We start from the raw sequence: 23,378 nt of genomic DNA on the forward strand, positions 1-23,378 counted from the left end.
GGAAAGGCGAAAAGAACCCCGGAGAGGGGAGTGAAATAGATCCTGAAACCGTATGCGTACAAGCAGTGGGAGCAGACTTTGTTCTGTGACTGCGTACCTTTTGTATAATGGGTCAGCGACTTATTTTCAGTGGCGAGCTTAACCGAATAGGGGAGGCGTAGCGAAAGCGAGTCTTAATAGGGCGTCTAGTCGCTGGGAATAGACCCGAAACCGGGCGATCTATCCATGGGCAGGTTGAAGGTTAGGTAACACTGACTGGAGGACCGAACCGACTACCGTTGAAAAGTTAGCGGATGACCTGTGGATCGGAGTGAAAGGCTAATCAAGCTCGGAGATAGCTGGTTCTCCTCGAAAGCTATTTAGGTAGCGCCTCATGTATCACTGTAGGGGGTAGAGCACTGTTTCGGCTAGGGGGTCATCCCGACTTACCAAACCGATGCAAACTCCGAATACCTACAAGTGCCGAGCATGGGAGACACACGGCGGGTGCTAACGTCCGTCGTGAAAAGGGAAACAACCCAGACCGTCAGCTAAGGTCCCAAAGTTATGGTTAAGTGGGAAACGATGTGGGAAGGCTTAGACAGCTAGGAGGTTGGCTTAGAAGCAGCCACCCTTTAAAGAAAGCGTAATAGCTCACTAGTCGAGTCGGCCTGCGCGGAAGATGTAACGGGGCTCAAACCATACACCGAAGCTACGGGTATCACGTAAGTGATGCGGTAGAGGAGCGTTCTGTAAGCCTGTGAAGGTGAGTTGAGAAGCTTGCTGGAGGTATCAGAAGTGCGAATGCTGACATGAGTAACGACAATGGGTGTGAAAAACACCCACGCCGAAAGACCAAGGTTTCCTGCGCAACGTTAATCGACGCAGGGTTAGTCGGTCCCTAAGGCGAGGCTGAAAAGCGTAGTCGATGGAAAACAGGTTAATATTCCTGTACTTCTAGTTATTGCGATGGAGGGACGGAGAAGGCTAGGCCAGCTTGGCGTTGGTTGTCCAAGTTTAAGGTGGTAGGCTGGAATCTTAGGTAAATCCGGGGTTCTAAGGCCGAGAGCTGATGACGAGTTACCTTTTAGGTGACGAAGTGGTTGATGCCATGCTTCCAAGAAAAGCTTCTAAGCTTCAGATAACTAGGAACCGTACCCCAAACCGACACAGGTGGTTGGGTAGAGAATACCAAGGCGCTTGAGAGAACTCGGGTGAAGGAACTAGGCAAAATGGCACCGTAACTTCGGGAGAAGGTGCGCCGGTGAGGGTGAAGGACTTGCTCCGTAAGCTCATGCCGGTCGAAGATACCAGGCCGCTGCGACTGTTTATTAAAAACACAGCACTCTGCAAACACGAAAGTGGACGTATAGGGTGTGACGCCTGCCCGGTGCCGGAAGGTTAATTGATGGGGTTAGCTAACGCGAAGCTCTTGATCGAAGCCCCGGTAAACGGCGGCCGTAACTATAACGGTCCTAAGGTAGCGAAATTCCTTGTCGGGTAAGTTCCGACCTGCACGAATGGCGTAACGATGGCGGCGCTGTCTCCACCCGAGACTCAGTGAAATTGAAATCGCTGTGAAGATGCAGTGTATCCGCGGCTAGACGGAAAGACCCCGTGAACCTTTACTATAGCTTTGCACTGGACTTTGAATTTGCTTGTGTAGGATAGGTGGGAGGCTTTGAAGCGTGAACGCCAGTTTGCGTGGAGCCATCCTTGAAATACCACCCTGGCAACTTTGAGGTTCTAACTCAGGTCCGTTATCCGGATCGAGGACAGTGTATGGTGGGTAGTTTGACTGGGGCGGTCTCCTCCTAAAGAGTAACGGAGGAGTACGAAGGTGCGCTCAGACCGGTCGGAAATCGGTCGTAGAGTATAAAGGCAAAAGCGCGCTTGACTGCGAGACAGACACGTCGAGCAGGTACGAAAGTAGGTCTTAGTGATCCGGTGGTTCTGTATGGAAGGGCCATCGCTCAACGGATAAAAGGTACTCCGGGGATAACAGGCTGATACCGCCCAAGAGTTCATATCGACGGCGGTGTTTGGCACCTCGATGTCGGCTCATCACATCCTGGGGCTGAAGCCGGTCCCAAGGGTATGGCTGTTCGCCATTTAAAGTGGTACGCGAGCTGGGTTTAGAACGTCGTGAGACAGTTCGGTCCCTATCTGCCGTGGACGTTTGAGATTTGAGAGGGGCTGCTCCTAGTACGAGAGGACCGGAGTGGACGAACCTCTGGTGTTCCGGTTGTCACGCCAGTGGCATTGCCGGGTAGCTATGTTCGGAAAAGATAACCGCTGAAAGCATCTAAGCGGGAAACTTGCCTCAAGATGAGATCTCACTGGGATCTTGAATCCCCTAAAGGGCCGTCGAAGACTACGACGTTGATAGGTTGGGTGTGTAAGCGCTGTGAGGCGTTGAGCTAACCAATACTAATTGCCCGTGAGGCTTGACCATATAACACCCAAGCAATTTGCTTAACAAGCGAGTTGCGGTGTGTGAAGACGAAACAAACCGAAAGTTTGCACAACACACAAATCTATTACATACCCATTCGCTGGCACGTTGCACAAGCAACGGACTGGCTACCGAATTTCTTGACGACCATAGAGCGTTGGAACCACCTGATCCCATCCCGAACTCAGAAGTGAAACGATGCATCGCCGATGGTAGTGTGGGGTTTCCCCATGTGAGAGTAGGTCATCGTCAAGATTAAATTCCGAAACCCCAATTGCGAAAGCAATTGGGGTTTTGTTTTTGCGCGGAGAAAAGCTGCAGCGGTTTCTCTTGTGCTGTTTGCTCGGTCCGGCTGCCACCACCCCGTGACAGTGCTAAGGTTCCGGCCTAGCTTTTTGTATTCTCCAAGGAAGCCCTTATGCCGGACGCCTCGTCCCTCACCCCAGGTTTTATGGTGGTTCACGGTAACCGCCTGGACGAGTTGCGCAGCCTGGTGGTCAGCTGGATGCGGCGCTACCCGCTGGCTCCTCTGGAAAATGAAATCGCCCTGGTGCAGAGCAATGGCATCGCGCAATGGCTGAAGTTGGCCCTGGCTGAAGATCCTGAAGAGGACGACTCCGGCGGTTGCGGTATTGCCGCCGCCATCGATGTGCAATTGCCTGGCAGCTTCATGTGGCAGCTTTATCGCCTGGTATTGGGACGCGATGAAATCCCGCCTAAATCCCTTTTGGACAAAGCCCCGCTGACCTGGCGTCTGATGCGCCTGCTGCCAGAGCTGATCGATGAGCCCCACTTCGAACCCCTGCAGCGCTTCCTGACCCACGACAGTGATTTGCGTAAACGCTACCAACTGGCAGAGCGCCTTGCCGACCTGTTCGACCAGTACCAGGTCTATCGGGCCGATTGGCTGGAGGACTGGGCCGCTGGACGCCATTCACTGCGTAACGTTCGTGGCGAAGCCAAAGCCCTGACCCCGGCCAACTGCTGGCAAGCCGAACTGTGGCGAGCACTGCTTCTGGATGTGGGTACCGAAGGCATGGCCCAGAGCCGAGCCGGAGTCCACCAACGCTTTATCGAGCGGATCAATAACCTGGATCAAGCTCCCGCTGGCCTGCCGTCACGGGTGATCGTTTTCGGTATTTCTTCCTTGCCGGCCCAGGCCTTGGAGGCTTTGGCCGGATTGGCCCGTTTCAGCCAAGTCCTTCTCTGTGTGCACAACCCCTGTCGCCATCACTGGGCGGACATCGTTGCCGACAAGGATCTGCTGCGCCATCAGTACAAACGCCAGGCGCGCAAAGCCGGTATGCCACTGGCCCTGGACCCGCAAACCCTGCACCAGCATGCCCATCCGTTGCTGGCCGCCTGGGGCAAGCAGGGCCGTGACTACATCAACCTGCTGGACAGCTACGACGACCCCAACAGTTATCGCGCGGCTTTCCGCGATGGCCGCATCGACCTGTTCAGCGACAGCCAGCCACGCACCATGCTTCAGCAGCTGCAGGACGATATCCTCGAGCTGCGTCCTCTCAACGAGACTCGCGAACTGTGGCCCGAAGTCGATCTCCAGCAGGACCAGTCGATCCGTTTTCACATTGCTCACAGTGCCCAGCGCGAGGTGGAAATCCTCCACGACCAGCTCCTGGCACGCTTCAGCGCCGAGCCCGACCTGCGGCCTCGCGATGTGATCGTCATGGTCCCCGACATCGACAGCTACGCCCCGCATATCCGTGCAGTATTCGGCCAGTTGGAGCGTGATGACCGACGTTTCATTCCCTTTACCCTCACCGACCAGGGACAGCGCGGTCGCGACCCGTTGCTGATCGCCGTCGAACACCTGCTCAAACTCCCCGACAGCCGCTTCCCGGTCAGTGAGATTCTCGACCTGCTGGACGTCCCGGCATTGCGTGCGCGTTTTGGTGTCGATGAAGCCGACCTGCCCACCTTGCACCGCTGGATCGAAGGTGCCGGCATCCGTTGGGGCATGAACGCCGAACAACGCGCCGAATTGGGACTGCCCCAGGAGCTTGAGCAAAACAGCTGGCGTTTCGGCCTGCGCCGAATGCTCCTGGGATATGCGGTCGGCCGCTCCGATGCCTGCGACGGCATTGAGCCTTATGACGAAATCGGCGGCCTGGATGCCGCGCTGATCGGCCCCTTGGTCGCACTGCTGGATGCCCTGCAGATTGCCTACCAGCAACTCACCCAGCCTGCTGTGCCAGCCCAATGGGGCGAGCGCCTGCAGCACTTGCTGGAACAGTTCTTCCTGGCTAGCACCGAGCATGACGATTACCTGTTGGGCCAGCTCGAGGACCTTCGGGAAAACTGGCTGGAAACCTGCGACTCCGTCGGTCTGCAAGATCAATTGCCCCTGACCGTGGTGCGTGAAGCCTGGCTGGCGGGCCTTGATCAGGGCCGCTTGTCCCAGCGCTTCCTCGCCGGCGCCGTGAATTTCTGCACCCTGATGCCGATGCGCGCAATCCCCTTCAAGCTGGTGTGCCTGCTGGGCATGAATGACGGTGACTATCCACGGGCGCAACCGCCTCTGGACTTCGACCTGATGGGCAGCGACTACCGCCCCGGCGACCGTTCCCGACGCGAAGATGACCGCTATCTGCTGCTCGAAGCGTTGCTCTCAGCCCGGGACCAACTCTATGTCAGTTGGGTTGGCCGCAGCATCCGCGATAACAGCGAACGGCCTGCCTCGGTGCTGATCGGCCAGTTGCGCGATCATCTGGCCGGCGGCTGGCGATTGGCCGATGCGCAGCAATCCCTGCTCGAGGCCCTGACCCAGGAGCACCCGCTGCAGCCCTTCAGTGCCCGCTACTTTCATGACAATGACGTCCTGTTCAGTTACGCCCGGGAGTGGCAGGTATTGCATCAGGCCCCGGCAGAAACCGGCACCACCGAACGCCTCGAGCCTTATGTACAGGAGGAGCCCTTGAGCCTGGCCCAGTTGCAAGATTTTCTGCGCAACCCGGTACGGCACTTTTTCAGCCAACGGCTCAAGGTGTTTTTTGAAGCCATGGAAGCACCACTGGCTGACGAGGAGCCCTTTGTCCTCGACGCCCTGCAACGCTACAGCCTCAGCGACAGCTTGCTGGAGGCCGCATTGAGTGATGCCGCACACCCGGATCAGGCCTTGCAGGCCCAGGCGCAGAGGCTGCAAGCCAGCGGCCTGTTGCCCATGGCCGGTTTCGGCGAGTGCCTGCAACGCGAACTCATGGAGCCCCTGCCGGATTTGTTGCAGCGCTACCGGCAACTGCTGGATCTGTGGCCAACCCCGGTCACCAGTGCATTGCCTGTCAGCCTGGAATTGCAGGGCGTGCGCCTGGAAGGCTGGTTGAGCCACCTGCATCAACGGGCGGATGGCGGACTATTGGCCGTGACCACCATTCCCAACGGCATAGGTTCGCTCAAAACCCGCAAATGGCACCGCTTGATCAAGCCCTGGATCAACCATCTGCTGGCCTGCGCCAGCGGTTACTCCCTGACCACTGCGTTGGTGGCCAGCGATGACAGCCTGCTGTTACCGCCGTTGGAACAGGATCAGGCTCGGGCGATCCTCGGCAATCTGCTGCTGGCCTGGCAATCGGGCATGCGGCAGCCATTGCCGGTGGCCGTCAAGACTGCCTTCGCCTGGCTGGGCCAGACCGATCCTGACAAAGCCGCTGCCGCGGCCCGCAAGACCTACGATGGCGATGGCCAGAACAGTGAAGGCGAGCGTCGAGAAAGCCCGGCATTGGCTCGGCAATTCGCCGACTACAACGCCCTGATCGCTGATGAAACCTTCAGCGGCTGGGCCGAGACACTCTATCGCCCCCTGCTGGACGCCCCCTGGCGTTCAGCCCTCGGCGAGGAGGCCGGCGCATGACTCAACAAGTCCCTCTGGCCCTGGCCTTCCCGCTACGGGGTAGCCAACTGATCGAGGCCAGTGCCGGCACCGGCAAGACCTTCACCATCTCCGCGCTCTATCTGCGTCTGGTGCTGGGCCACGGTGGCGAGTCCGCAGGCTTTGGTCGCGAATTGCTGCCACCGCAGATCCTGGTGGTGACCTTTACCGATGCGGCCACCAAGGAGTTGCGCGAACGCATCCGCACCCGTCTGGCGGAGGCCGCACGCTTCTTCCGTGACGAAACCAGCGCCCCCGACAGCCTGATCGTCGAGCTGCGGGAGCAGTACTCCGCCGAACAATGGGCCGCCTGCGCCAACCGCCTGGACATCGCCGCGCAGTGGATGGATGAGGCCGCCGTCTCCACCATTCACAGCTGGTGCCAACGCATGCTCCGCGAGCACGCTTTCGACAGCGGCAGCCTGTTTACCCAGACCCTGGAAACCGACCACAGCGATCTGCTGGGGCAGGTGCTGCGTGATTACTGGCGCTTGTTCTGCTATCCGATGCAGGGCGATGCGCTCAACTGGGTGCGCTCCAACTGGGTCGGCCCGGCCCAATTGCTGCCCCGGGTGCGGGCGATGTTCGGCAGCGAGCGTCGTGAGCCGTCGGAACAGACCCCCAGTGAATTGATCGAAGCCTGTCTGCAGGAGCGTCGGGAAGCGCTGGTGCAGCTCAAGGCACCCTGGCGGCAATGGGCGGTGGAGTTGCGGGAGATCTGTCTGCAAGGCGTTGCCAGCAAGAGTGTCGACGGCCGCAAGATGCAGGCTCGTTTCTTCGAGCCCTGGTTTGAAAAGATCACGGCCTGGGCCGAGGACGAATCCGTTGAGCAGTTGGATATTGGCACCGGCTTCACCCGCCTGACCCCAGACGGAATGAGCGAGGCCTGGAAAGGTGAAGCTCCGCAGCACCCGGGGCTCGATGCCATGGCTGGACTCAAGGCCAGCCTCGACGCCTTGCCTAGCCCGGACGCCGCGGTCCTGCAGCATGCTGCGCAGTGGGTTGGTGCGCGTTTTGAAGAAGAGAAGCGTCGCCGCGCCGAAATGGGCTTTGACGATATGTTGCTGCGTCTGGACAGCGCCCTGCAAAGCGACGGCGGCGAGCGCCTGGCGACTTTGATCCGCGAGCAGTTTCCGGTGGCCCTGATCGACGAGTTCCAGGACACTGATCCGGTGCAGTACCGGATCTTCGAAAGCATCTACCGCATCGAGGCCAACGACCCCGAAACCGGGCTGTTCCTGATTGGCGACCCCAAACAAGCGATCTACGCCTTCCGTGGCGCCGACATCTACACCTACCTGCGGGCCCGCCAGGCCACAGCGGGACGCTTGCATACCCTGGGCACCAACTTTCGTTCCAGCCAGGCCATGGTCAGTGCGGTCAACCATGTGTTCCTGCAAGCCGAACAGCGCCAGCAAGGGCAGGGGGCCTTCCTGTTTCGCGAAGAGGATGGCGAGAATCCGGTGCCCTTCCTGGCGGTAGCCGCTCAGGGCCGCAAGGAGCGCCTGCAGGTGGATGGCCAAGCGGTGCCAGCGCTGAACTTCTGGCAACTGCCTTCGGAGCAACCGCTGTCCGGGGTCCAGTATCGTCAGCAGCAGGCCGCGGCCTGTGCCAGTGCCATTGTCGATCTGCTCAATGGCGGTCAGCAGGGGCGCAGTGGTTTTGCCCGCGATCAGCAGGAACTCAAGGGTCTGTTGCCGGCGGATATCGCCATTCTGGTCCGCGACGGCAAGGAGGCCCAGGCGGTGCGCGGTGAACTGGCCGCCCGCGGGGTGCGCAGCGTGTATCTCTCCGACAAGGACTCGGTGTTCGCCGCCCAGGAAGCCCGGGACCTGCTGGTGTGGCTCAAGGCTTGCGCCGAACCGGATGTGGAGCGTCCGCTGCGAGCCGCCCTGGCCTCCCTGACCCTGAACCTGTCCCTGGTGGAACTGGAGCGGCTGAACCAGGACGAATTGGCCTGGGAAGCCCGAGTCATGCAGTTCCGCGGATACCGCACGATCTGGCGCAGCCAGGGCGTGCTGCCGATGCTCCGACGCTTGCTCCATGACTTCCAACTGCCCCAGGCGCTGATGGCCCGCAGCGACGGCGAGCGGGTGCTGACCAACCTCCTGCACCTGTCTGAGTTGTTGCAGCAGAACGCTGCGGAACTGGACGGTGAGCAGGCACTGATCCGCCATCTGGCCGAGCATCTGGCGTTGTCCGGGCAGGCCGGTGAAGAGCAGATCCTGCGCCTGGAAAGCGACGAGCAACTGGTCAAGGTGGTGACCATCCACAAGTCCAAGGGCCTGGAATACCCCTTGGTGTTCCTGCCCTTCATCTGCTCCACCAAACCGGTGGATGGCAGTCGCCTGCCGCTGCATTACCACGATGCTGCCGGCAAGGCCCAGGTCAGTTTGCGACCGACGCCGGAGCTGATCGCCCAAGCCGATGAGGAGCGTCTGGCGGAAGATCTGCGTCTGCTCTACGTGGCCCTGACCCGGGCCCAGCATGCCTGCTGGCTGGGAGTGGCCGATCTCAAGCGCGGCAACCACAGCAGCTCGGTGTTGCACTTGTCGGCCCTGGGCTACCTGCTTGGCGGCGGTGCCCTGTTGGGCGAGTCCAAGGGACTGCTGCGCTGGCTCCTGGACTTGCAGCAAGGCTGTGAGGCCATCGGTGTCAGCGAGCTGCCTGCGGCCGATGACCAGCGCTTTTACCCGCCGCGCAATGACGCCAGGCTGCTGGCCCCGTTACAGCCGATTCGACGGGCGGCGGAGAACTGGTGGATCGCCTCCTACAGTGCCTTGCGCATCAGCGATACCTTGGGCAGCGGTAGCACCGAAGCACCGGAAAATCCCCAGGCACAGAAGCTCTTCGACGATGAGCGGCTGGACCCCGAGGCCCCTCGGGAAGTCGTTGCCAGTGGTGGTGATATTCACCGGTTTCCCCGGGGCCCGAACCCCGGCACCTTCCTCCACGGTCTGCTGGAATGGGCCGGGGAGGAGGGTTTTGCCGCCGCCCCCGCGGTGATCGAGGATGCCATCGCCCGCCGTTGCAATCGTCGCGGCTGGCAAGGCTGGATTTTGACCCTCAGCGATTGGCTGCAGCACTTGTTGCAGGCGTCCCTGCCTGTGGGGGATGGGCAACCGCCAGTGGTGCTGGGGCGACTGACCCAGTACCGGGTCGAAATGGAGTTCTGGTTTGCCAGCCACAAGGTCGACGTGCTCAAGCTCGACGAGCTGGTGCGCCAGCAGACCCACCAGGGCGCGCCTCGGGTCACCGCCGAGCCGGTGCTGCTCAATGGCATGTTCAAGGGCTTCATCGACCTGACATTCGAACATCAGGGCCGCTATTACGTGGCCGACTACAAATCCAACTGGCTGGGCGTGGACGACGCGGCCTACACCGAGCAGGCCATGGAGCAATCGATTCTCGACAACCGCTACGACCTGCAATACGTGCTCTACCTGCTGGCGCTGCATCGGCAGTTGAAGGCCCGGTTGGCGGACTACGATTACGATCGGCACATCGGCGGCGCCTTGTACCTGTTTTTGCGTGGCAGCCGTTCCGCGAGCCAGGGCGCGTACTTTGCCCGGCCGCCACGGCAGTTGATCGAACGCCTCGACCGCATGTTCCAGGGCCAGCCCGAGCCGCCCAAGGCCGAGCCCGCCTGGGAACAGGGAGTGCTGTTATGACCCAGGATCTGTTTGCCCAGTTGGCCGAGCCGCCAGCGCCCCAGTTAGCGCTGGCGCCCCTGGCTCGCGCCGAAGACCTGCTGTTGTTGCTCGAGCGCTGGGTCGAGCGCGGCTGGCTGCGGGCCCTGGACAAGGCTTTTGTCGGCTTCCTCCATGAGCTGGACCCCGGCTGCGATCCGTTGGTGCTCATGGCCGCGGCCCTGACCAGTCACCAGTTGGGTCATGGGCATGTCTGCCTGGACCTGTTCGAAACCCTCAAGGAGCCGGACTTCGCTCTGTCGCTGCCGCCGGAAGGGGATTCGCAAGGCGGTGCCACGGTGCTGCCTTCCCAGGTGTTGGCGAATCTGGAGGGGGCTCACTGGTGCAAGGTCCTGGCCGGCAGTCGGTTGGTGGCCCTGTCGGCTGATCACGGCGAGGCGTCCCAGCAGCGGCCGTTGGTGCTGTCCGGAAAGCGCCTGTACCTGCGGCGCTACTGGGCCTATGAACGGCGGATCGACAACGCCCTGCGCCAGCGCCTGGCGTCGACGGAAGCGACTCCGGAGAATCTGGCCCAGCGCCTGGACGGGCTGTTTGGCCCGGCCAAGGCTGCCGGGCCCATCGATTGGCAGAAACTCGCCTGTGCCCTGGCGACCCGAGGCGCCTTCAGCATCATCACCGGTGGCCCCGGCACGGGCAAAACCACCACCGTGGTGCGTCTGCTGGCGTTGCTCCAGGCCCCGGCGGTGGAGGCGCGCAAACCCTTGCGCATTCGTCTGGCGGCGCCCACTGGCAAAGCCGCGGCCCGCCTCACCGAGTCCATCAGCCTGCAAGTGCGGTCCCTGGCAGTCGCCGACGAGGTACGGGAAAAGATCCCCAGCGAGGTGACCACGGTGCACCGCTTGCTGGGCGATCGCCCGGGCACCCGGCATTTCCGCCACCACGCCGGCAACCGCCTGCCCCTGGATGTGCTGGTGGTGGACGAAGCTTCGATGATCGACCTGGAAATGATGGCCAATCTGCTGGACGCCTTGCCCATTCATGCCCGCCTGGTGCTGTTGGGGGACAAGGATCAACTGGCGTCGGTGGAGGCGGGGGCGGTGCTCGGTGACCTGTGTCGCGATGCCGAGGCCGGCTGGTACAACCCGCAGACTCGCGCCTGGCTGGAAGCGGTCAGCGCTGAGAACCTGGGCGCCAGCGGCTTGCAGGAAGACACCGGGCACCAGCATCCCCTGGCACAGCAGGTGGTGATGCTGCGCCACTCCCGGCGCTTCGGCGAAGGCAGTGGCATTGGCCAGCTGGCGCGCTGGGTCAATCAACAACAGGCCGAGGAGGCCCGGCGCCTGCTGGCGGCTCGCAGCCATGCGGACTTGTACAGCCTGAGTCTCAAGGGCGAGCAGGACAGAGCCCTTGAGCGCCTGTTGCTGGAAGGCCACGGCGAGGGGCCACAAGGCTATCGGCATTACCTGAATGTGCTGCGCAGTCAGCGTCCACCCGCGGACACCGCCCTGGAAGACCGCCGCTGGACCGATTGGGCGCGCAACGTCCTGCAGGCCTTCGATCGCTTCCAGTTGCTCTGTGCCGTGCGCAAGGGGCCGTGGGGTGTCGAAGGATTGAACCTGCGGATCACCCAGGCATTGTTCAAGGCTCGGCTGATCGACAGCGACCAGCAATGGTACGAAGGTCGCCCTGTGCTGATGACCCGTAACGACTATGGTCTGGGCCTGATGAATGGTGATATTGGCATCGCCCTCCAGCTGCCGGAACATGAGGGGCCGCAAGCCGGGCGTCAGGTGCTGCGGGTGGCTTTCCCGCGCAACGATGGCCAGGGCGGGGTACGCCTGGTACTGCCGAGCCGGCTCAATGACGTGGAAACGGTCTACGCCATGACCGTGCACAAGTCTCAGGGTTCGGAGTTCGCCCATACTGCGCTGATCCTGCCCGACGCCCTGAACCCGGTGCTGACCAAGGAATTGATCTATACAGGAATCACCCGGGCCAAGGATTGGTTCAGCCTGATCGAGCCTCGGGCCGGGGTGTTTGAAGAGGCGGTGCGGCGCAAGGTCAAGCGCCTTAGCGGGTTGATGCTGGAACTGGACTGAGCACTGCGTTGCTGTCCAGTGCCCAGCACCGTATTGGGGCGCTGGGCTCGCTGCATTTTCCCGGGCTGTGCTATCGTTGCGGCATCATTTCCGTGAAATTCAAAGAGAATCCCTGCATGGACGTGGCTGTCTTCAGGACAGAGCGCATTTTGGGGTGGAGGCAGTGTGTACTGTCGACCATTCTTTGCCTGTTCAGTCTGCTTGCCATTGCGCAACCAGAGCCGTCAGCCTCTACCAGCCTGGCGGAACAGCGGGCCAAGGCAGTGACGCAAGTGGTGTTGGGTATCCTCAGCTACGCTCGCTGGCCGGTGGAACCTGCAGAACTGCGCCTGTGTGTGGTGGGCCCGACCGAATACACCGACGATCTGCTCAAGGGCACTACTCAGGCTACCGGCCGTCCGGTGCTGGTGCGTCGCCTGTTGGCCAGCAGCCCGGCAATCGTCAGTGAGTGCGACTCGGTCTATGTCGGCAAACTGAGCAACGATGAACGGAGCCGCCTGTTCAATTCGCTGATCGGCCAACCCGTGCTGAGCATCAGCGAGGGGGGCGACCAGTGCACCGTTGGCAGCCTGTTCTGCCTGCGGGTCAGCGACAACCAAGTGTCGTTCGAGGTCAACCTGGATTCAGTGGCCCGCAGCGGGGTGAAGATCCATCCCAGCGTGCTGCAACTGTCGCGTCGTCGCCCGGCGGCGCCATGAAGCTGTTCAAGCCCAACGCCCGCCCGACCCTGCGGTCGGTTATAGGTCGCGGTCACCTGATCGTCGCCCTGTTGGCGATCTCCATGGCCAGCCTGTCCCTGACCTTCCTCGGGGTCCTGGCATTGCGCGTCTATGCCGATCACAACCTGCACCTGATTGCCCGGTCCATCAGCTACACCGTGGAAGCGGCCGTGGTGTTCAACGACAGTGTGGTGGCCACCGAGGCCCTGGCCCTGATTGCCTCAACCGAAGAGGTGGCCGATGCCAAGGTCTATGACAACCAGGGCCGTCTGCTGGCCAGTTGGCAACGTCCGGAAAGCGGTCTGCTGACCCGCCTGGAAATGCACGTTGCCAGTGCGATCCTGGAAAAGCCCATCAGCTTGCCGATTCTTCATCAGAACCGAGAAGTGGGCAGCGTCAACGTCACCGGCCATGGCGGCAGTCTGCTGCGCTTTCTGCTCAGTGGTCTGGTGGGTATCGTGCTTTGTACTGCCTTGAGTGCCTGGGTGTCGCTGTACCTGGCACGCCGGCAACTGCGGGGGATCACCGGGCCCTTGCGCAGCCTGGCGGAAGTGGCCCACGCGGCGCGGCGCGAGCGGGCCTTCGATCAGCGGGTACCGCCTGCGGAAATCGCTGAACTGGACAACCTCGGCAACGACTTCAATGCCCTGCTCGATGAGCTGGAAGCCTGGCAGACTCACCTGCAAAGCGAGAATGAGACCCTGGCTCACCAGGCCAGTCACGACAGCCTGACCGGCCTGCCCAACCGGGCGTTTTTCGAGGGGCGGCTGATTCGTGCACTGCGCAGCGCCAACAAGCTCAACGAGCGCATGGCGGTGCTGTTTCTAGACAGTGACCGGTTCAAGGAAATCAACGACAACTTCGGCCACGCCGCGGGTGATGCGGTGCTGGTGGCGGTGGCCACGCGAATTCGCGCGCAGCTGCGTGAAGAGGATCTGGTGGCTCGGCTGGGCGGCGACGAATTCGCCGTGCTGCTCAGCCCGCTGCACCGGGTTGAAGATGCCCAGCGCATCGCAGACAAAATCATCCACAGCATGGACGTGCCGATTCAATTGCCTGGCAACCTGTCGATCATGACGTCGCTGAGCATCGGCATTGCCGTGTACCCGGATCATGGCGTGACGCCCGGCAGCCTGTTGAACGCTGCCGATGAGGCCATGTACCACGCCAAGCGCGGTTCGCGAGGCGGGCAACACACAGTGGGGGCGGAGCTCCCTATCGTTCAGGTTCAAAACAGGAGCTAATTCCCTTGTTCTCAATGACGCAACGTACGGTTCGACTGTTCAGCACCCTGGTATTGATGGCCCTCTTGGCCCTGACCGGTTGCCAGAGCGTGCCGCCCAAAGGTCTGACCCCGAAACAGATCGCGGTACTGAAACAGGAGGGCTTCGAACTGACGGATGAAGGCTGGGCCTTCGGCCTGTCGGGCAAGGTGCTGTTTGGCAGCGATGTGGAAACCCTGAACCAGGCCAGCACCGAGATCGTCCAGCGCATCGGCAAGGCCTTGCTCAGCGTCGATATCCAGAAGGTCCGGGTCGACGGCCATACCGACGCTTCGGGCAAGGAGGCCTACAACGTGCAGCTGTCGGTGCGCCGGGCCAAGAGCGTGGTCAAGGTGCTGACCCAGGTCGGCATGCGTGAAGAGAACATCCAGCTGCGCGGTCTGGGCAGCAGCGAGCCGGTGGCTTCCAACAGCACCGCAGCCGGGCGCACCGAGAACCGCCGGGTGTCGATCGTGGTGATCGCCGACTGATCGGCGATCCACATTTTTGCGGCTTTAGCTTGGCGGTCGCTTAAGATCAGGGGGCGGCGAACAGCATGCTGCGACTGTCCCCCATGAGCAGCGGCCGATTCTGCTCGGTTACCTCGCGGATGTAATCCCACAACAGTGTGATGCGCTTCAATTTGCGCAGGTCTTCGCGGCAGTACATCCAGAATTGCCGGGTCAGGTTGATCTCCTTGGGCAGTACTGGCAGCAGCCGCGGGTCCTGGGCCGCCAGGAAGCACGGCAGGATCGCCAGCGAGCGGCCCTGCTGCGCCGCCACGTACTGGGCGATGACGCTGGTGCTGCGCAGGTTGGCGCTGGCCCCGGGCACCACATTGGCCAGGTACAGCAGCTCGGAACTGAACGCCAGGTCGTCCACGTAGCTGATGAATTGATGTTCCCCCAGGTCGCTGGGGCGGCGGATCGGCGGGTGACGGTCGAGGTATTCCTGGGTGGCGTACAGCTGCAGGCGGTAGTCGCACAGCTTGCAGCACACGTAGGGGCCGTGCTCCGGGCGCTCCAGGGCGATGACGATGTCCGCCTCGCGCTTGGACAGGCTGATGAAGTGCGGCAGCGGCAGGATGTCCACTGAGATCGCTGGGTACTCATCGAGGAAGTGGCTCAACTGCGGGGTGATGAAGAAGCTGCCGAAGCCCTCGGTGCAGCCCATGCGCACATGCCCGGACAACGCCACCCCGGAACCCGAGACCTGCTCGCAGGCCATGTGCAGGGTGCTTTCGATGGACTCGGCATAACCCAGCAGGCGCTGGCCCTCGGCGGTCAGAACAAAGCCGTTGGTGCGGGACTTTTCGAACAACAGGGTGCCCAGGGCGGTTTCCAGCGAACCGATGCGCCGCGACACCGTGGTGTAGTCCACCGCCAGGCGCTTGGCCGCGCTGCTGGCCTTGCGGGTGCGCGCCACTTCGAGGAAAAACTTCAGGTCGTCCCAGTTCAGGGTGCTCAGCGAGGTGATGTTTTTTTGCATGTTGGACCGGATTTTATGTGCGTTCTTATTAGGAATTTGCACATCTATACTCCAAAAACCGTCCGACACCAACTCGCGACAGCCCCTCTTTCAAGGCGCTTGCCCGCCTTGGTTCCCTGCATAAGAACTCAAGAAGTCAGGAGACCCCATGAACGCATCCCTCAAGCCCGACGGCACCACCCTGCAACAGGTCAAATTGCTGATCGACGGTGAATGGGTCCAGTCCCAGAGCCAGGAATGGCACGACATCGTCAACCCGGCGACCCAGGAAGTGCTGGCCAAGGTGCCCTTTGCCACCGCCACTGAAGTCGATGCCGCGATCGCCGCCGCCCAGCGCGCCTTCCAGACCTGGAAACTGACTCCGATCGGCGCGCGGATGCGCATCATGCTCAAGCTCCAGGCCTTGATCCGTGAGCATTCCAAGCGCATTGCCGCAGTCCTCAGCGCCGAACAGGGCAAGACCCTCGCCGACGCCGAGGGTGACATCTTCCGCGGCTTGGAAGTGGTGGAGCATGCCTGCTCCATCGGCACCCTGCAGATGGGCGAGTTCGCCGAGAACGTCGCCGGCGGTGTGGACACCTATACCCTGCGCCAGCCGATCGGTGTGTGCGCCGGGATCACCCCGTTCAACTTCCCGGCGATGATTCCGCTGTGGATGTTCCCGATGGCCATCGCCTGCGGCAACACCTTCGTCCTCAAGCCTTCCGAGCAGGACCCGCTGTCCACCATGCTGCTGGTGGAGCTGGCGGTGGAAGCCGGGGTCCCGGCCGGCGTGCTCAACGTGGTGCACGGCGGCAAGGACGTGGTGGATGCGCTGTGCACCCACAAGGACATCAAGGCGGTGTCCTTCGTCGGTTCGACCGCGGTCGGCACTCACGTCTATGACTTGGCGGGCAAGCACGGCAAGCGCGTGCAATCGATGATGGGCGCGAAGAACCACGCCGTGGTCCTGCCCGACGCCAACCGCGAACAGACCCTCAATGCCCTGGTGGGCGCCGGCTTCGGCGCGGCCGGTCAGCGGTGCATGGCCACCTCGGTGGTGGTGCTGGTGGGCGCTTCGAAACAATGGCTGCCGGACCTCAAGGCCCTGGCGCAGAAACTCAAGGTCAACGCCGGCAGCGAGCCGGGCACCGATGTGGGCCCGGTGGTGTCCAAGCGCGCCAAGGCGCGGATTCTGGAGCTGATCGAAAGCGGCGTGAAAGAAGGCGCCAAGCTGGAGCTTGATGGCCGCGGCATCCAGGTCCCGGGCTACGAGCAAGGCAATTTCATCGGCCCGACCCTGTTCTCCGGGGTAACCACCGATATGCAGATCTACACCCAGGAAATCTTCGGCCCGGTGCTGGTGGTGCTGGAGGTCGACACCCTGGATCAGGCCATTGCCCTGGTCAACGCCAACCCCTTCGGCAACGGCACCGGCCTGTTCACCCAGAGCGGGGCGGCGGCGCGCAAGTTCCAGAGCGAAATCGACGTCGGCCAGGTCGGTATCAACATCCCGATTCCGGTGCCGGTGCCGTTCTTCAGCTTCACCGGCTCCCGAGGCTCCAAGCTCGGTGACCTGGGCCCGTACGGCAAGCAAGTGGTGCAGTTCTACACTCAGACCAAGACCGTCACCGCCCGCTGGTTCGACGATGACAGCGTCAACGACGGTGTGAACACCACCATCAGCCTGCGTTGAGGAGCCTGACATGAACATTGCATTTATCGGCCTGGGCAACATGGGCGCACCCATGGCCCGCAACCTGATCAAGGCCGGGCATCAGCTGAACCTGTTCGACCTCAACCAGAGCGTGCTGGCGGAGCTGGCGCAACTGGGCGGGCGCGTTGCTGCCTCGCCCAAGGCGGCTGCCGAAGGTGCCGAACTGGTGATCACCATGCTCCCGGCTGCGGCCCATGTGCGCAGTGTGTGGCTGGGTGAAGACGGGGTGCTGGCAGGGATTGGCCGTGGTGTCCCTGCGGTGGACTGCAGCACCATCGACCCGCAGACCGCTCGTGAAGTGGCCGCTGTGGCTGCCAAGCAAGGTGTGGCCATGGCCGATGCGCCGGTGTCCGGCGGCACCGGTGGTGCACAGGCCGGGACCCTGACCTTCATGGTCGGCGCCAGTGCCGAGCTGTTCGCCACCCTGCAGCCAGTGCTGGCGCAGATGGGGCGCAACATCGTGCATTGCGGCGAAGTGGGCACCGGGCAGATCGCCAAGATCTGCAACAACCTGCTGCTGGGGATTTCGATGATCGGTGTCAGCGAAGCCATGGCCTTGGGGGATGCCCTGGGCATCGATACCCAGGTGCTGGCGGGGATCATCAACAGCTCCACCGGCCGTTGCTGGAGTTCCGATACCTACAACCCGTGGCCTGGAGTGATTGAAACCGCCCCTGCGTCCCGGGGCTACACCGGCGGCTTTGGTGCCGAGCTGATGCTCAAGGACCTGGGGCTGGCCACCGAGGCCGCGCGCCAGGCGCATCAGCCGGTGGTGCTCGGTGCCGTGGCCCAGCAGCTGTACCAGGCCATGAGCCAGCGTGGGGAAGGCGGCAAGGACTTCTCGGCCATCGTCAACAGCTACCGCAAGCCGCAGTAAGGCAAAGATTGTGTAGGCGCTGCTGCAGGCTGCGAACGGCCCGAAGGGCCGCAGCGATTTCAAGTCTGGCGAAGATTGGTATTGAACGCGGCCCCTTCAGCCGGGGCGTTTGCGGGAATCTGCGTCGGGCAGGTTCCCGCTTTTTTGTGGGTTCAGTTCGGGCGATTGGCAGCGGTGTGCGGGGGAGGGTTGAGACGGGTGTCGAGGCCGAAGCGTTCCTGGATCACCACCTGGTACAGCCCTTTGGCCAGCAATGGATTGATCAGAATGTTCCAGCTGTGCCGGGACACCGATGAGGGCACCAGCACGAATGGATGGTCGGCCAGCAACTGGTCGGCGAATTTCTGCTGGCCGGCACTGGGGATGCCCGGGATCAGCCAGTTGGGATTGGGCAGGCTGCGCTCATCCACGCGGTAGATGGCCGACGGGTCCTGGATCAGGGCGCCAGTGAGGACATGGGGCACGTTATCCAGTGCGGCAAAGCCCTTGTGCACCGCCACTTCCAGAATCGCCGTGGCCGGATCGGCGCTGCCATACACGGCCTTGATCCCTTTGGAGTTCCAGCGGCCGCCGCAGAGCTCGGCACCGATGCCACTGTCCCAGCTATCGGCGTGCCGGGCGGCGTCCAGTCGCCAGAAATGAATCTCGCTGCTGCCCGGAATACTGATCACTGATAGACCCCGTATTCCAGGCGGGTGAGGAACTCGTCCACCAGTTCGAAGCCGATGGGGTTGGTCAGCAGATCCACCGGTTTATGGCCGTCGAGGCCCATCACCGGCTTGGCCATCCAGTCCTGTGCCTCTTCACTGCTGCCGAAGACGTCCTGGGCCTTGGCCAGCACCTGGGCAAAGCGTACCGCGCGGGCACTCTGCTCCGGGTTCAGGGGTTCGTCCGGGGTTTTCAGGCGCCGATGCAGGGTGCGTTCGGAGAGGCCGATGATCTTGGCCAGGACCTGTTCGTCCTTGAGCATGGGGACCGAGGAGACGAACTTGATGATCGCCGTCAGGGGGATGCCTTCCTCGGTCAAGCGATAGATCGAAATGCGGTCGTCAAACCGTGCCCGGCCACCCAGGAGGATGTCCGCAGACTGTTCTTTCAATACCAGTTTGCCCCGCCGCTTGGGGGCAATGCCGGTGCCTGTCAGCGCAACCATGAGTACTACTCCTGCCTTTGCCATTTGGCAGTGATTATATAGACATTTGGCGGAGCGCGTTGTGTTCAATGGCAATGCCGGAAGGGGAGCCCGGGTCGAAGGGGCCCCCCGGTGTGTTCTGACTCAGGCAAACACGAAGTATTTGCGCACGGTTTCCACCACTTCCCAGGTGCCTTTCATCCCGGGTTCCACCACGAAGATATCGCCGGCACGCAAGTGGATGGGATCGCGGCCATCCGGGGTGATCACACAGTACCCTTCCTGGAAATGGCAGTACTCCCACTTCTCATAGGCCACCCGCCACTTGCCCGGGGTGCAGATCCAGGTGCCCATGATCTTGCTGCCGTCCTCGCTGGTGTAGGCGTTGAGGTTGACGGTGTGGGGATCGCCCTCGAGTTTTTCCCACTTGCAGGCGTCGAGGACGGGCAGTGGGTGGGTATCGCGCAGAACGGTAATGGGTTGCGACATGCTGTGCTCCTAGCGGGCAGAGAACTGAAGATGCACCCTATAGCGGCCCACGTTCAGGGGGATGTCTGTTCTCGACCTCGGGGTATCCAGAAGCGCAATGCGAGAGTCGCTGCCGGCTGGGGGATAACGGGCGGCTGGCGCTTGAAACATTCCCTCGACAAAGGGCGGTTTTTTAGCAGGATTTGCGAAATATCTGACGATGCCCGAGTTATTTCGCAAGAATCTTTACTGGTATCGCTCGTATCATTCAGTCCGGAGTGACCGAGAGCCGCACGAATGGAAAATACACCACGCTGGTGGGATATCAGCCCGCCTTTGAGTACCGCGACCCCGACCTGGCCGGGGGACACATCGTTCCAGGAGGAGCGCGTCTGGCAGTTCGGGCCTGAGTGCCCGGTAAATGTCGGGCGGGTGACCCTGTCGCCCCACACCGGCGCCCATGTCGACGCGCCCCTGCATTACCGGCCGGATGGCCTGCCCATCGGCGAGGTGTCGCTGGATGTCTACATGGGCCCGTGCCGGGTCCTGCATTGCCTGGACAGCGGCGCCCTGGTGCAGCCTGAAGCCGTGCTCGGACGCTTGGACAACTTGCCTGCGCGAGTCTTGCTACGCACTTATCCACAGGCGCCGCTGAGCACGTGGGACCCGGACTTTACCGCGGTAGCTCCAGCCACCATCGAACTGCTGGCCAGCCTCGGCGTGCGCCTGATCGGTATCGACACCCCGTCCCTCGATCCCCAGCAGTCCAAGACCATGGATGCTCATAACACCGTGGCCCGTCACGGCATGGCGATCCTTGAGGGGATAGTCCTGGATGAGGTGGCCGAAGGCGACTACGAACTGATTGCCCTGCCACTGCGCTTTGCCCACCTGGATGCCAGTCCGGTGCGGGCGATCCTGCGCCCCCTGGCCGATTGATTCCTACAATAAATACACAGCTGGCCGTCCGCGCCGTTGTGCATCCCGCCCCGGGTTGCACAGCCTGCGGGTGGTAACCGCTGCCTGAGGCGAGGAGCCCACGCCATGAGCCAATGTCCTTTTTCAAGCAACCCACCGGATGAATGGCATAACGCCGAGCTGAATTTCTCCGATTCCATGAGCTACGGCGACTACCTGGACCTGGGGCGTATTCTCAGCGCCCAGCATCCGCTGTCGCCGGATCACAACGAAATGCTCTTCATCATCCAGCACCAGACTTCGGAGCTGTGGATGAAGCTGATGCTTCATGAGCTCAAGGCCGCCCGCGAGCAGGTGCGCCAGGGCCAGTTGCCCCCGGCGTTCAAGATGCTGGCGCGGGTCTCGCGGATCTTCGACCAACTGGTGCACGCCTGGGCCGTGCTGGCCACCATGACGCCGTCCGAGTACAAGTCGATCCGCCCGTACCTGGGCCAGTCCTCGGGCTTCCAGTCGTTCCAGTACCGGGAAATCGAATTCATCCTCGGCAACAAGAGCGCGGCCCTGCTGCGGCCCCACGCCCACCGTGCCGAGCTGCTGCAGTCCCTGGAAGAATCGATTGCCACGCCGTCCATGTATGACGAAGCGATTGCCCTGATGGCTCGCAGCGGCTTGAGCATCGACCCCGCGCGCCTGGCCCTGAACAGCACCACCACGACTCAGCATGACCCGTCGGTGGAGGCGGCCTGGCGCGAGGTATACGCCAACCCTTCGGCCTATTGGGACCTGTATCAGTTGGCGGAAAAGTTCATCGACCTGGAGGATTCCTTCCGCCAGTGGCGCTTCCGTCACGTGACTACCGTGGAGCGCATCATCGGCTTCCAGCCTGGCACCGGCGGCACCGAAGGCGTGGGCTACCTGCGCAAGATGCTCGACACCGTGCTGTTCCCCGAGTTGTGGCGAGTGCGATCCTCGCTCTGATCCGCAAAACGCTCCGCCTGCCGGGGCGTTTTCATTTGCCTGCCGGCGTCTGATTGCCTGAATCCCTAATGTCGCCGCAGCCGCAGGCTGCGATCGCCTGCGCAGCAGACGCGCTCTTGAGGTCTGGAAGGTCCTGCGGACCTTAGCGCAGCCTGCGGCAGCGGCTACAGAGGTCGTTGCAGAGCTGTAGGCATTGGCGACAGTTGCGCTCTGGAGATAAAGTGGCTGCCTTCAGCGCAGACTTTTTACTCTCCCAGGCAGACCACATGTCCCGGACCTTCGAGCTTGAAACCCTCAAGATGCGCCTCAGCGACCCTGAGTTCCGCCCTCTGGACCTGCACCAGCGCATCCAGCGTGCATTGCGCGGGCTGATCCTCGATGGCGCCCTGGGGCCTGGGGTGAAGTTGCCGGCCAGTCGGGCCCTGGCCAAGTCGCTGGCGGTCTCCCGGGACACCGTGGAAAACGCCTATGTGCAGTTGCAGCGCGACGGTTTTATCCAGCGCCGCGAAGGTTCGGGGAGTTATGTCTGTGAAGCCATCGGTGCCCAGCTACGCGGCTCGGTCCGCCGCCGCCAGCAGTTGCAGGGGCAGGCTGGGCACAGCCGAGAGCCTGGGGCGGGCCTGAGCCGGCGCGGCGCGCTGCTGTTGCAAAGGGGCGGCGTCAGCGATCAGCAGGCCGTCACCGCCTTTGCTACCGGGCTGCCGGAAACCCGCAGCTTCCCGCTGGATGTCTGGGAACGCCTGCAACGCCAGGCGCTGAAGGATTACCGCGCCAATGTACTGCTGCATGGCGATCCCCAGGGTGCGCTGCCCCTGCGCAAGGCCATTGCCGCCTACCTGAACCTGGAACGCGGAGCCAAGGTCCAGCCCGAGCAGATCCTGGTGCTGAGCAGTACCCGCCAGGCGCTGTTTCTGTGCGCGCAACTGCTGGTGGACGCCGGCAAGCCGATCCTGTTGGAGAACCCGGGCTACTTCGGCGCACGCAAGGCATTCGAGGCCGCCGAGGCGCGCATCGTGCCCATCGACGTCGACAGCCAGGGCATTCGCACCGACCTGCTGCGGGCCGACCGCAGTGGCGCCCGCTGTGTCTATGTGACGCCGTCCCACCAGTACCCCACGGGCGTCACCCTGTCCCTGGAGCGCCGCCTGGAACTGACCCGCTGGGCCGCCGAGCAGGAGAAATGGATCATCGAGGACGACTACGACAGCGAGTTCCACTACGACGGTTTGCCCACCGCCTGTGTCCAGGGCCTGGACCCGTATCAGCGCACCCTTTACATCGGCACCTTCAGCAAGACCCTCTACCCGGGCCTGCGCATGGGCTACATGGCCCTGCCCAGCGAGCTGGTGAACGCCTTCAGCGCGGCCCGCAGCATCATGGACGGGCACACGCCGCAGATCCTCCAGCTGACCTTGGCGCGGTTCATGGAGGAGGGGCACTACAACGCCCATGTGCGGGCCATGCGCAAGCTGTACGCCGAGCGTCGGCAAGCCATGCTCGATGCCATCGGGCGGCATTTGCAGGGCATTGCCGTGGCCTTGCCGCCACCGGGCGGGTTGCAGATTCCTTGCCTGCTGGAGCCCGGCTGGAGCGAAGCGTTGACCCAGCAACGAGCCGCCAGGGCCGGCATCCAGTTACCAGGGCTCAGCCGGCTGTATGCCGGGGAGCACAAGCAGCCAGGTTGGTTGCTGGGCTACGCCTCGCTCAGCGCCCATGAAATCGAAACGACCATGGCACGCCTGGCCCAGGCCCTGAGAAAGGCCTAGCC

15 protein-coding genes and 2 rRNA genes (1 of these 17 only partly in view) are annotated in these 23,378 nt (G+C 62.3%); 13 read left to right on the forward strand and 4 right to left on the reverse strand.

The window, feature by feature from the left end; all coding sequences use genetic code 11:
* From ACMGF8_RS08710 to ACMGF8_RS08745, 8 genes are all read left to right on the forward strand, one after another.
* Positions 1 to 2,434 (forward strand): 23S ribosomal RNA (locus tag ACMGF8_RS08710); it begins 458 nt to the left of the window's first position.
* A 139-nt stretch (positions 2,435 to 2,573) separates the two neighbouring features.
* Positions 2,574 to 2,689: ribosomal RNA gene (gene rrf, locus ACMGF8_RS08715) — 5S ribosomal RNA — on the forward strand.
* Between the two features lie 163 nt (positions 2,690 to 2,852).
* Complete coding sequence (gene recC / locus ACMGF8_RS08720) at positions 2,853 to 6,305, forward strand: exodeoxyribonuclease V subunit gamma (protein WP_102861011.1); 3,453 nt, start codon at positions 2,853 to 2,855, stop codon at positions 6,303 to 6,305.
* On the forward strand, positions 6,302 to 9,994 hold the full coding sequence (gene recB, locus ACMGF8_RS08725; protein WP_416759288.1) for an exodeoxyribonuclease V subunit beta: 3,693 nt from the start codon (positions 6,302 to 6,304) through the stop codon (positions 9,992 to 9,994). Before recC ends, recB begins: the two co-directional genes overlap by 4 nt.
* Positions 9,991 to 12,072, forward strand: coding sequence for an exodeoxyribonuclease V subunit alpha (gene recD, locus ACMGF8_RS08730; RefSeq protein WP_416759290.1), 2,082 nt, complete (start codon positions 9,991 to 9,993; stop codon positions 12,070 to 12,072). The genes recB and recD overlap by 4 nt, the downstream gene beginning before the upstream one ends.
* 116 nt (positions 12,073 to 12,188) lie before the next feature.
* The gene (locus ACMGF8_RS08735) at positions 12,189 to 12,770 is read left to right on the forward strand and encodes a YfiR family protein (RefSeq protein WP_102861706.1); all 582 of its coding nucleotides are present in this window, start codon (positions 12,189 to 12,191) and stop codon (positions 12,768 to 12,770) included.
* Complete coding sequence (locus ACMGF8_RS08740; RefSeq protein WP_102861014.1) at positions 12,767 to 14,035, forward strand: diguanylate cyclase domain-containing protein; 1,269 nt, start codon at positions 12,767 to 12,769, stop codon at positions 14,033 to 14,035. Before ACMGF8_RS08735 ends, ACMGF8_RS08740 begins: the two co-directional genes overlap by 4 nt.
* Before the next feature lie 14 nt (positions 14,036 to 14,049).
* On the forward strand, positions 14,050 to 14,544 hold the full coding sequence (locus ACMGF8_RS08745; protein WP_416760283.1) for an OmpA family protein: 495 nt from the start codon (positions 14,050 to 14,052) through the stop codon (positions 14,542 to 14,544).
* Positions 14,545 to 14,590: 46 nt separating this feature from the next.
* Here ACMGF8_RS08745 and ACMGF8_RS08750 read toward each other — a convergent pair whose 3' ends face one another.
* On the reverse strand, positions 14,591 to 15,541 hold the full coding sequence (locus ACMGF8_RS08750; protein WP_115581547.1) for a LysR family transcriptional regulator: 951 nt from the start codon (positions 15,539 to 15,541) through the stop codon (positions 14,591 to 14,593).
* A gap of 148 nt (positions 15,542 to 15,689) precedes the next feature.
* Here ACMGF8_RS08750 and ACMGF8_RS08755 point away from each other — a divergent pair, with 148 nt between their 5' ends.
* Positions 15,690 to 17,216 (forward strand): CoA-acylating methylmalonate-semialdehyde dehydrogenase, encoded by a 1,527-nt coding sequence (locus ACMGF8_RS08755; RefSeq protein WP_305949016.1) that lies wholly within the window; start codon positions 15,690 to 15,692, stop codon positions 17,214 to 17,216.
* A gap of 10 nt (positions 17,217 to 17,226) precedes the next feature.
* Entirely contained in the window at positions 17,227 to 18,114 is an 888-nt protein-coding gene (mmsB, locus tag ACMGF8_RS08760) for a 3-hydroxyisobutyrate dehydrogenase (protein ID WP_102861018.1), read from the forward strand.
* A gap of 152 nt (positions 18,115 to 18,266) precedes the next feature.
* On the opposite strand, the gene ACMGF8_RS08765 is transcribed toward mmsB, so the two are convergent.
* The 3 genes from ACMGF8_RS08765 to ACMGF8_RS08775 all read right to left on the reverse strand — a co-directional run bounded on the left by ACMGF8_RS08765 (position 18,267) and on the right by ACMGF8_RS08775 (position 19,735).
* Entirely contained in the window at positions 18,267 to 18,785 is a 519-nt protein-coding gene (locus tag ACMGF8_RS08765; RefSeq protein ID WP_305949015.1) for an RES family NAD+ phosphorylase, read from the reverse strand.
* Positions 18,782 to 19,267 (reverse strand): antitoxin Xre/MbcA/ParS toxin-binding domain-containing protein, encoded by a 486-nt coding sequence (locus ACMGF8_RS08770; protein ID WP_102861020.1) that lies wholly within the window; start codon positions 19,265 to 19,267, stop codon positions 18,782 to 18,784. Before ACMGF8_RS08770 ends, ACMGF8_RS08765 begins: the two co-directional genes overlap by 4 nt.
* A gap of 123 nt (positions 19,268 to 19,390) precedes the next feature.
* On the reverse strand, positions 19,391 to 19,735 hold the full coding sequence (locus ACMGF8_RS08775; protein ID WP_102861021.1) for a cupin domain-containing protein: 345 nt from the start codon (positions 19,733 to 19,735) through the stop codon (positions 19,391 to 19,393).
* A gap of 276 nt (positions 19,736 to 20,011) precedes the next feature.
* Here ACMGF8_RS08775 and kynB point away from each other — a divergent pair, with 276 nt between their 5' ends.
* The 3 genes from kynB (at position 20,012) to ACMGF8_RS08790 (ending at position 23,376) form a co-directional block, all read left to right on the forward strand.
* Positions 20,012 to 20,653 (forward strand): arylformamidase, encoded by a 642-nt coding sequence (gene kynB / locus ACMGF8_RS08780; protein WP_416759295.1) that lies wholly within the window; start codon positions 20,012 to 20,014, stop codon positions 20,651 to 20,653.
* A 105-nt stretch (positions 20,654 to 20,758) separates the two neighbouring features.
* On the forward strand, positions 20,759 to 21,610 hold the full coding sequence (kynA, locus tag ACMGF8_RS08785) for a tryptophan 2,3-dioxygenase (protein ID WP_416759297.1): 852 nt from the start codon (positions 20,759 to 20,761) through the stop codon (positions 21,608 to 21,610).
* 266 nt (positions 21,611 to 21,876) lie between these two features.
* A complete protein-coding gene (locus tag ACMGF8_RS08790) occupies positions 21,877 to 23,376 on the forward strand; it encodes a PLP-dependent aminotransferase family protein (RefSeq protein WP_416759299.1) in 1,500 nt (499 codons plus the stop codon).
* Positions 23,377 to 23,378 lie beyond the last annotated feature (2 nt).

The organism is Pseudomonas sp. BNK-7 (assembly GCF_048072025.1).
Classification (GTDB): domain Bacteria; phylum Pseudomonadota; class Gammaproteobacteria; order Pseudomonadales; family Pseudomonadaceae; genus Aquipseudomonas; species Aquipseudomonas danubii.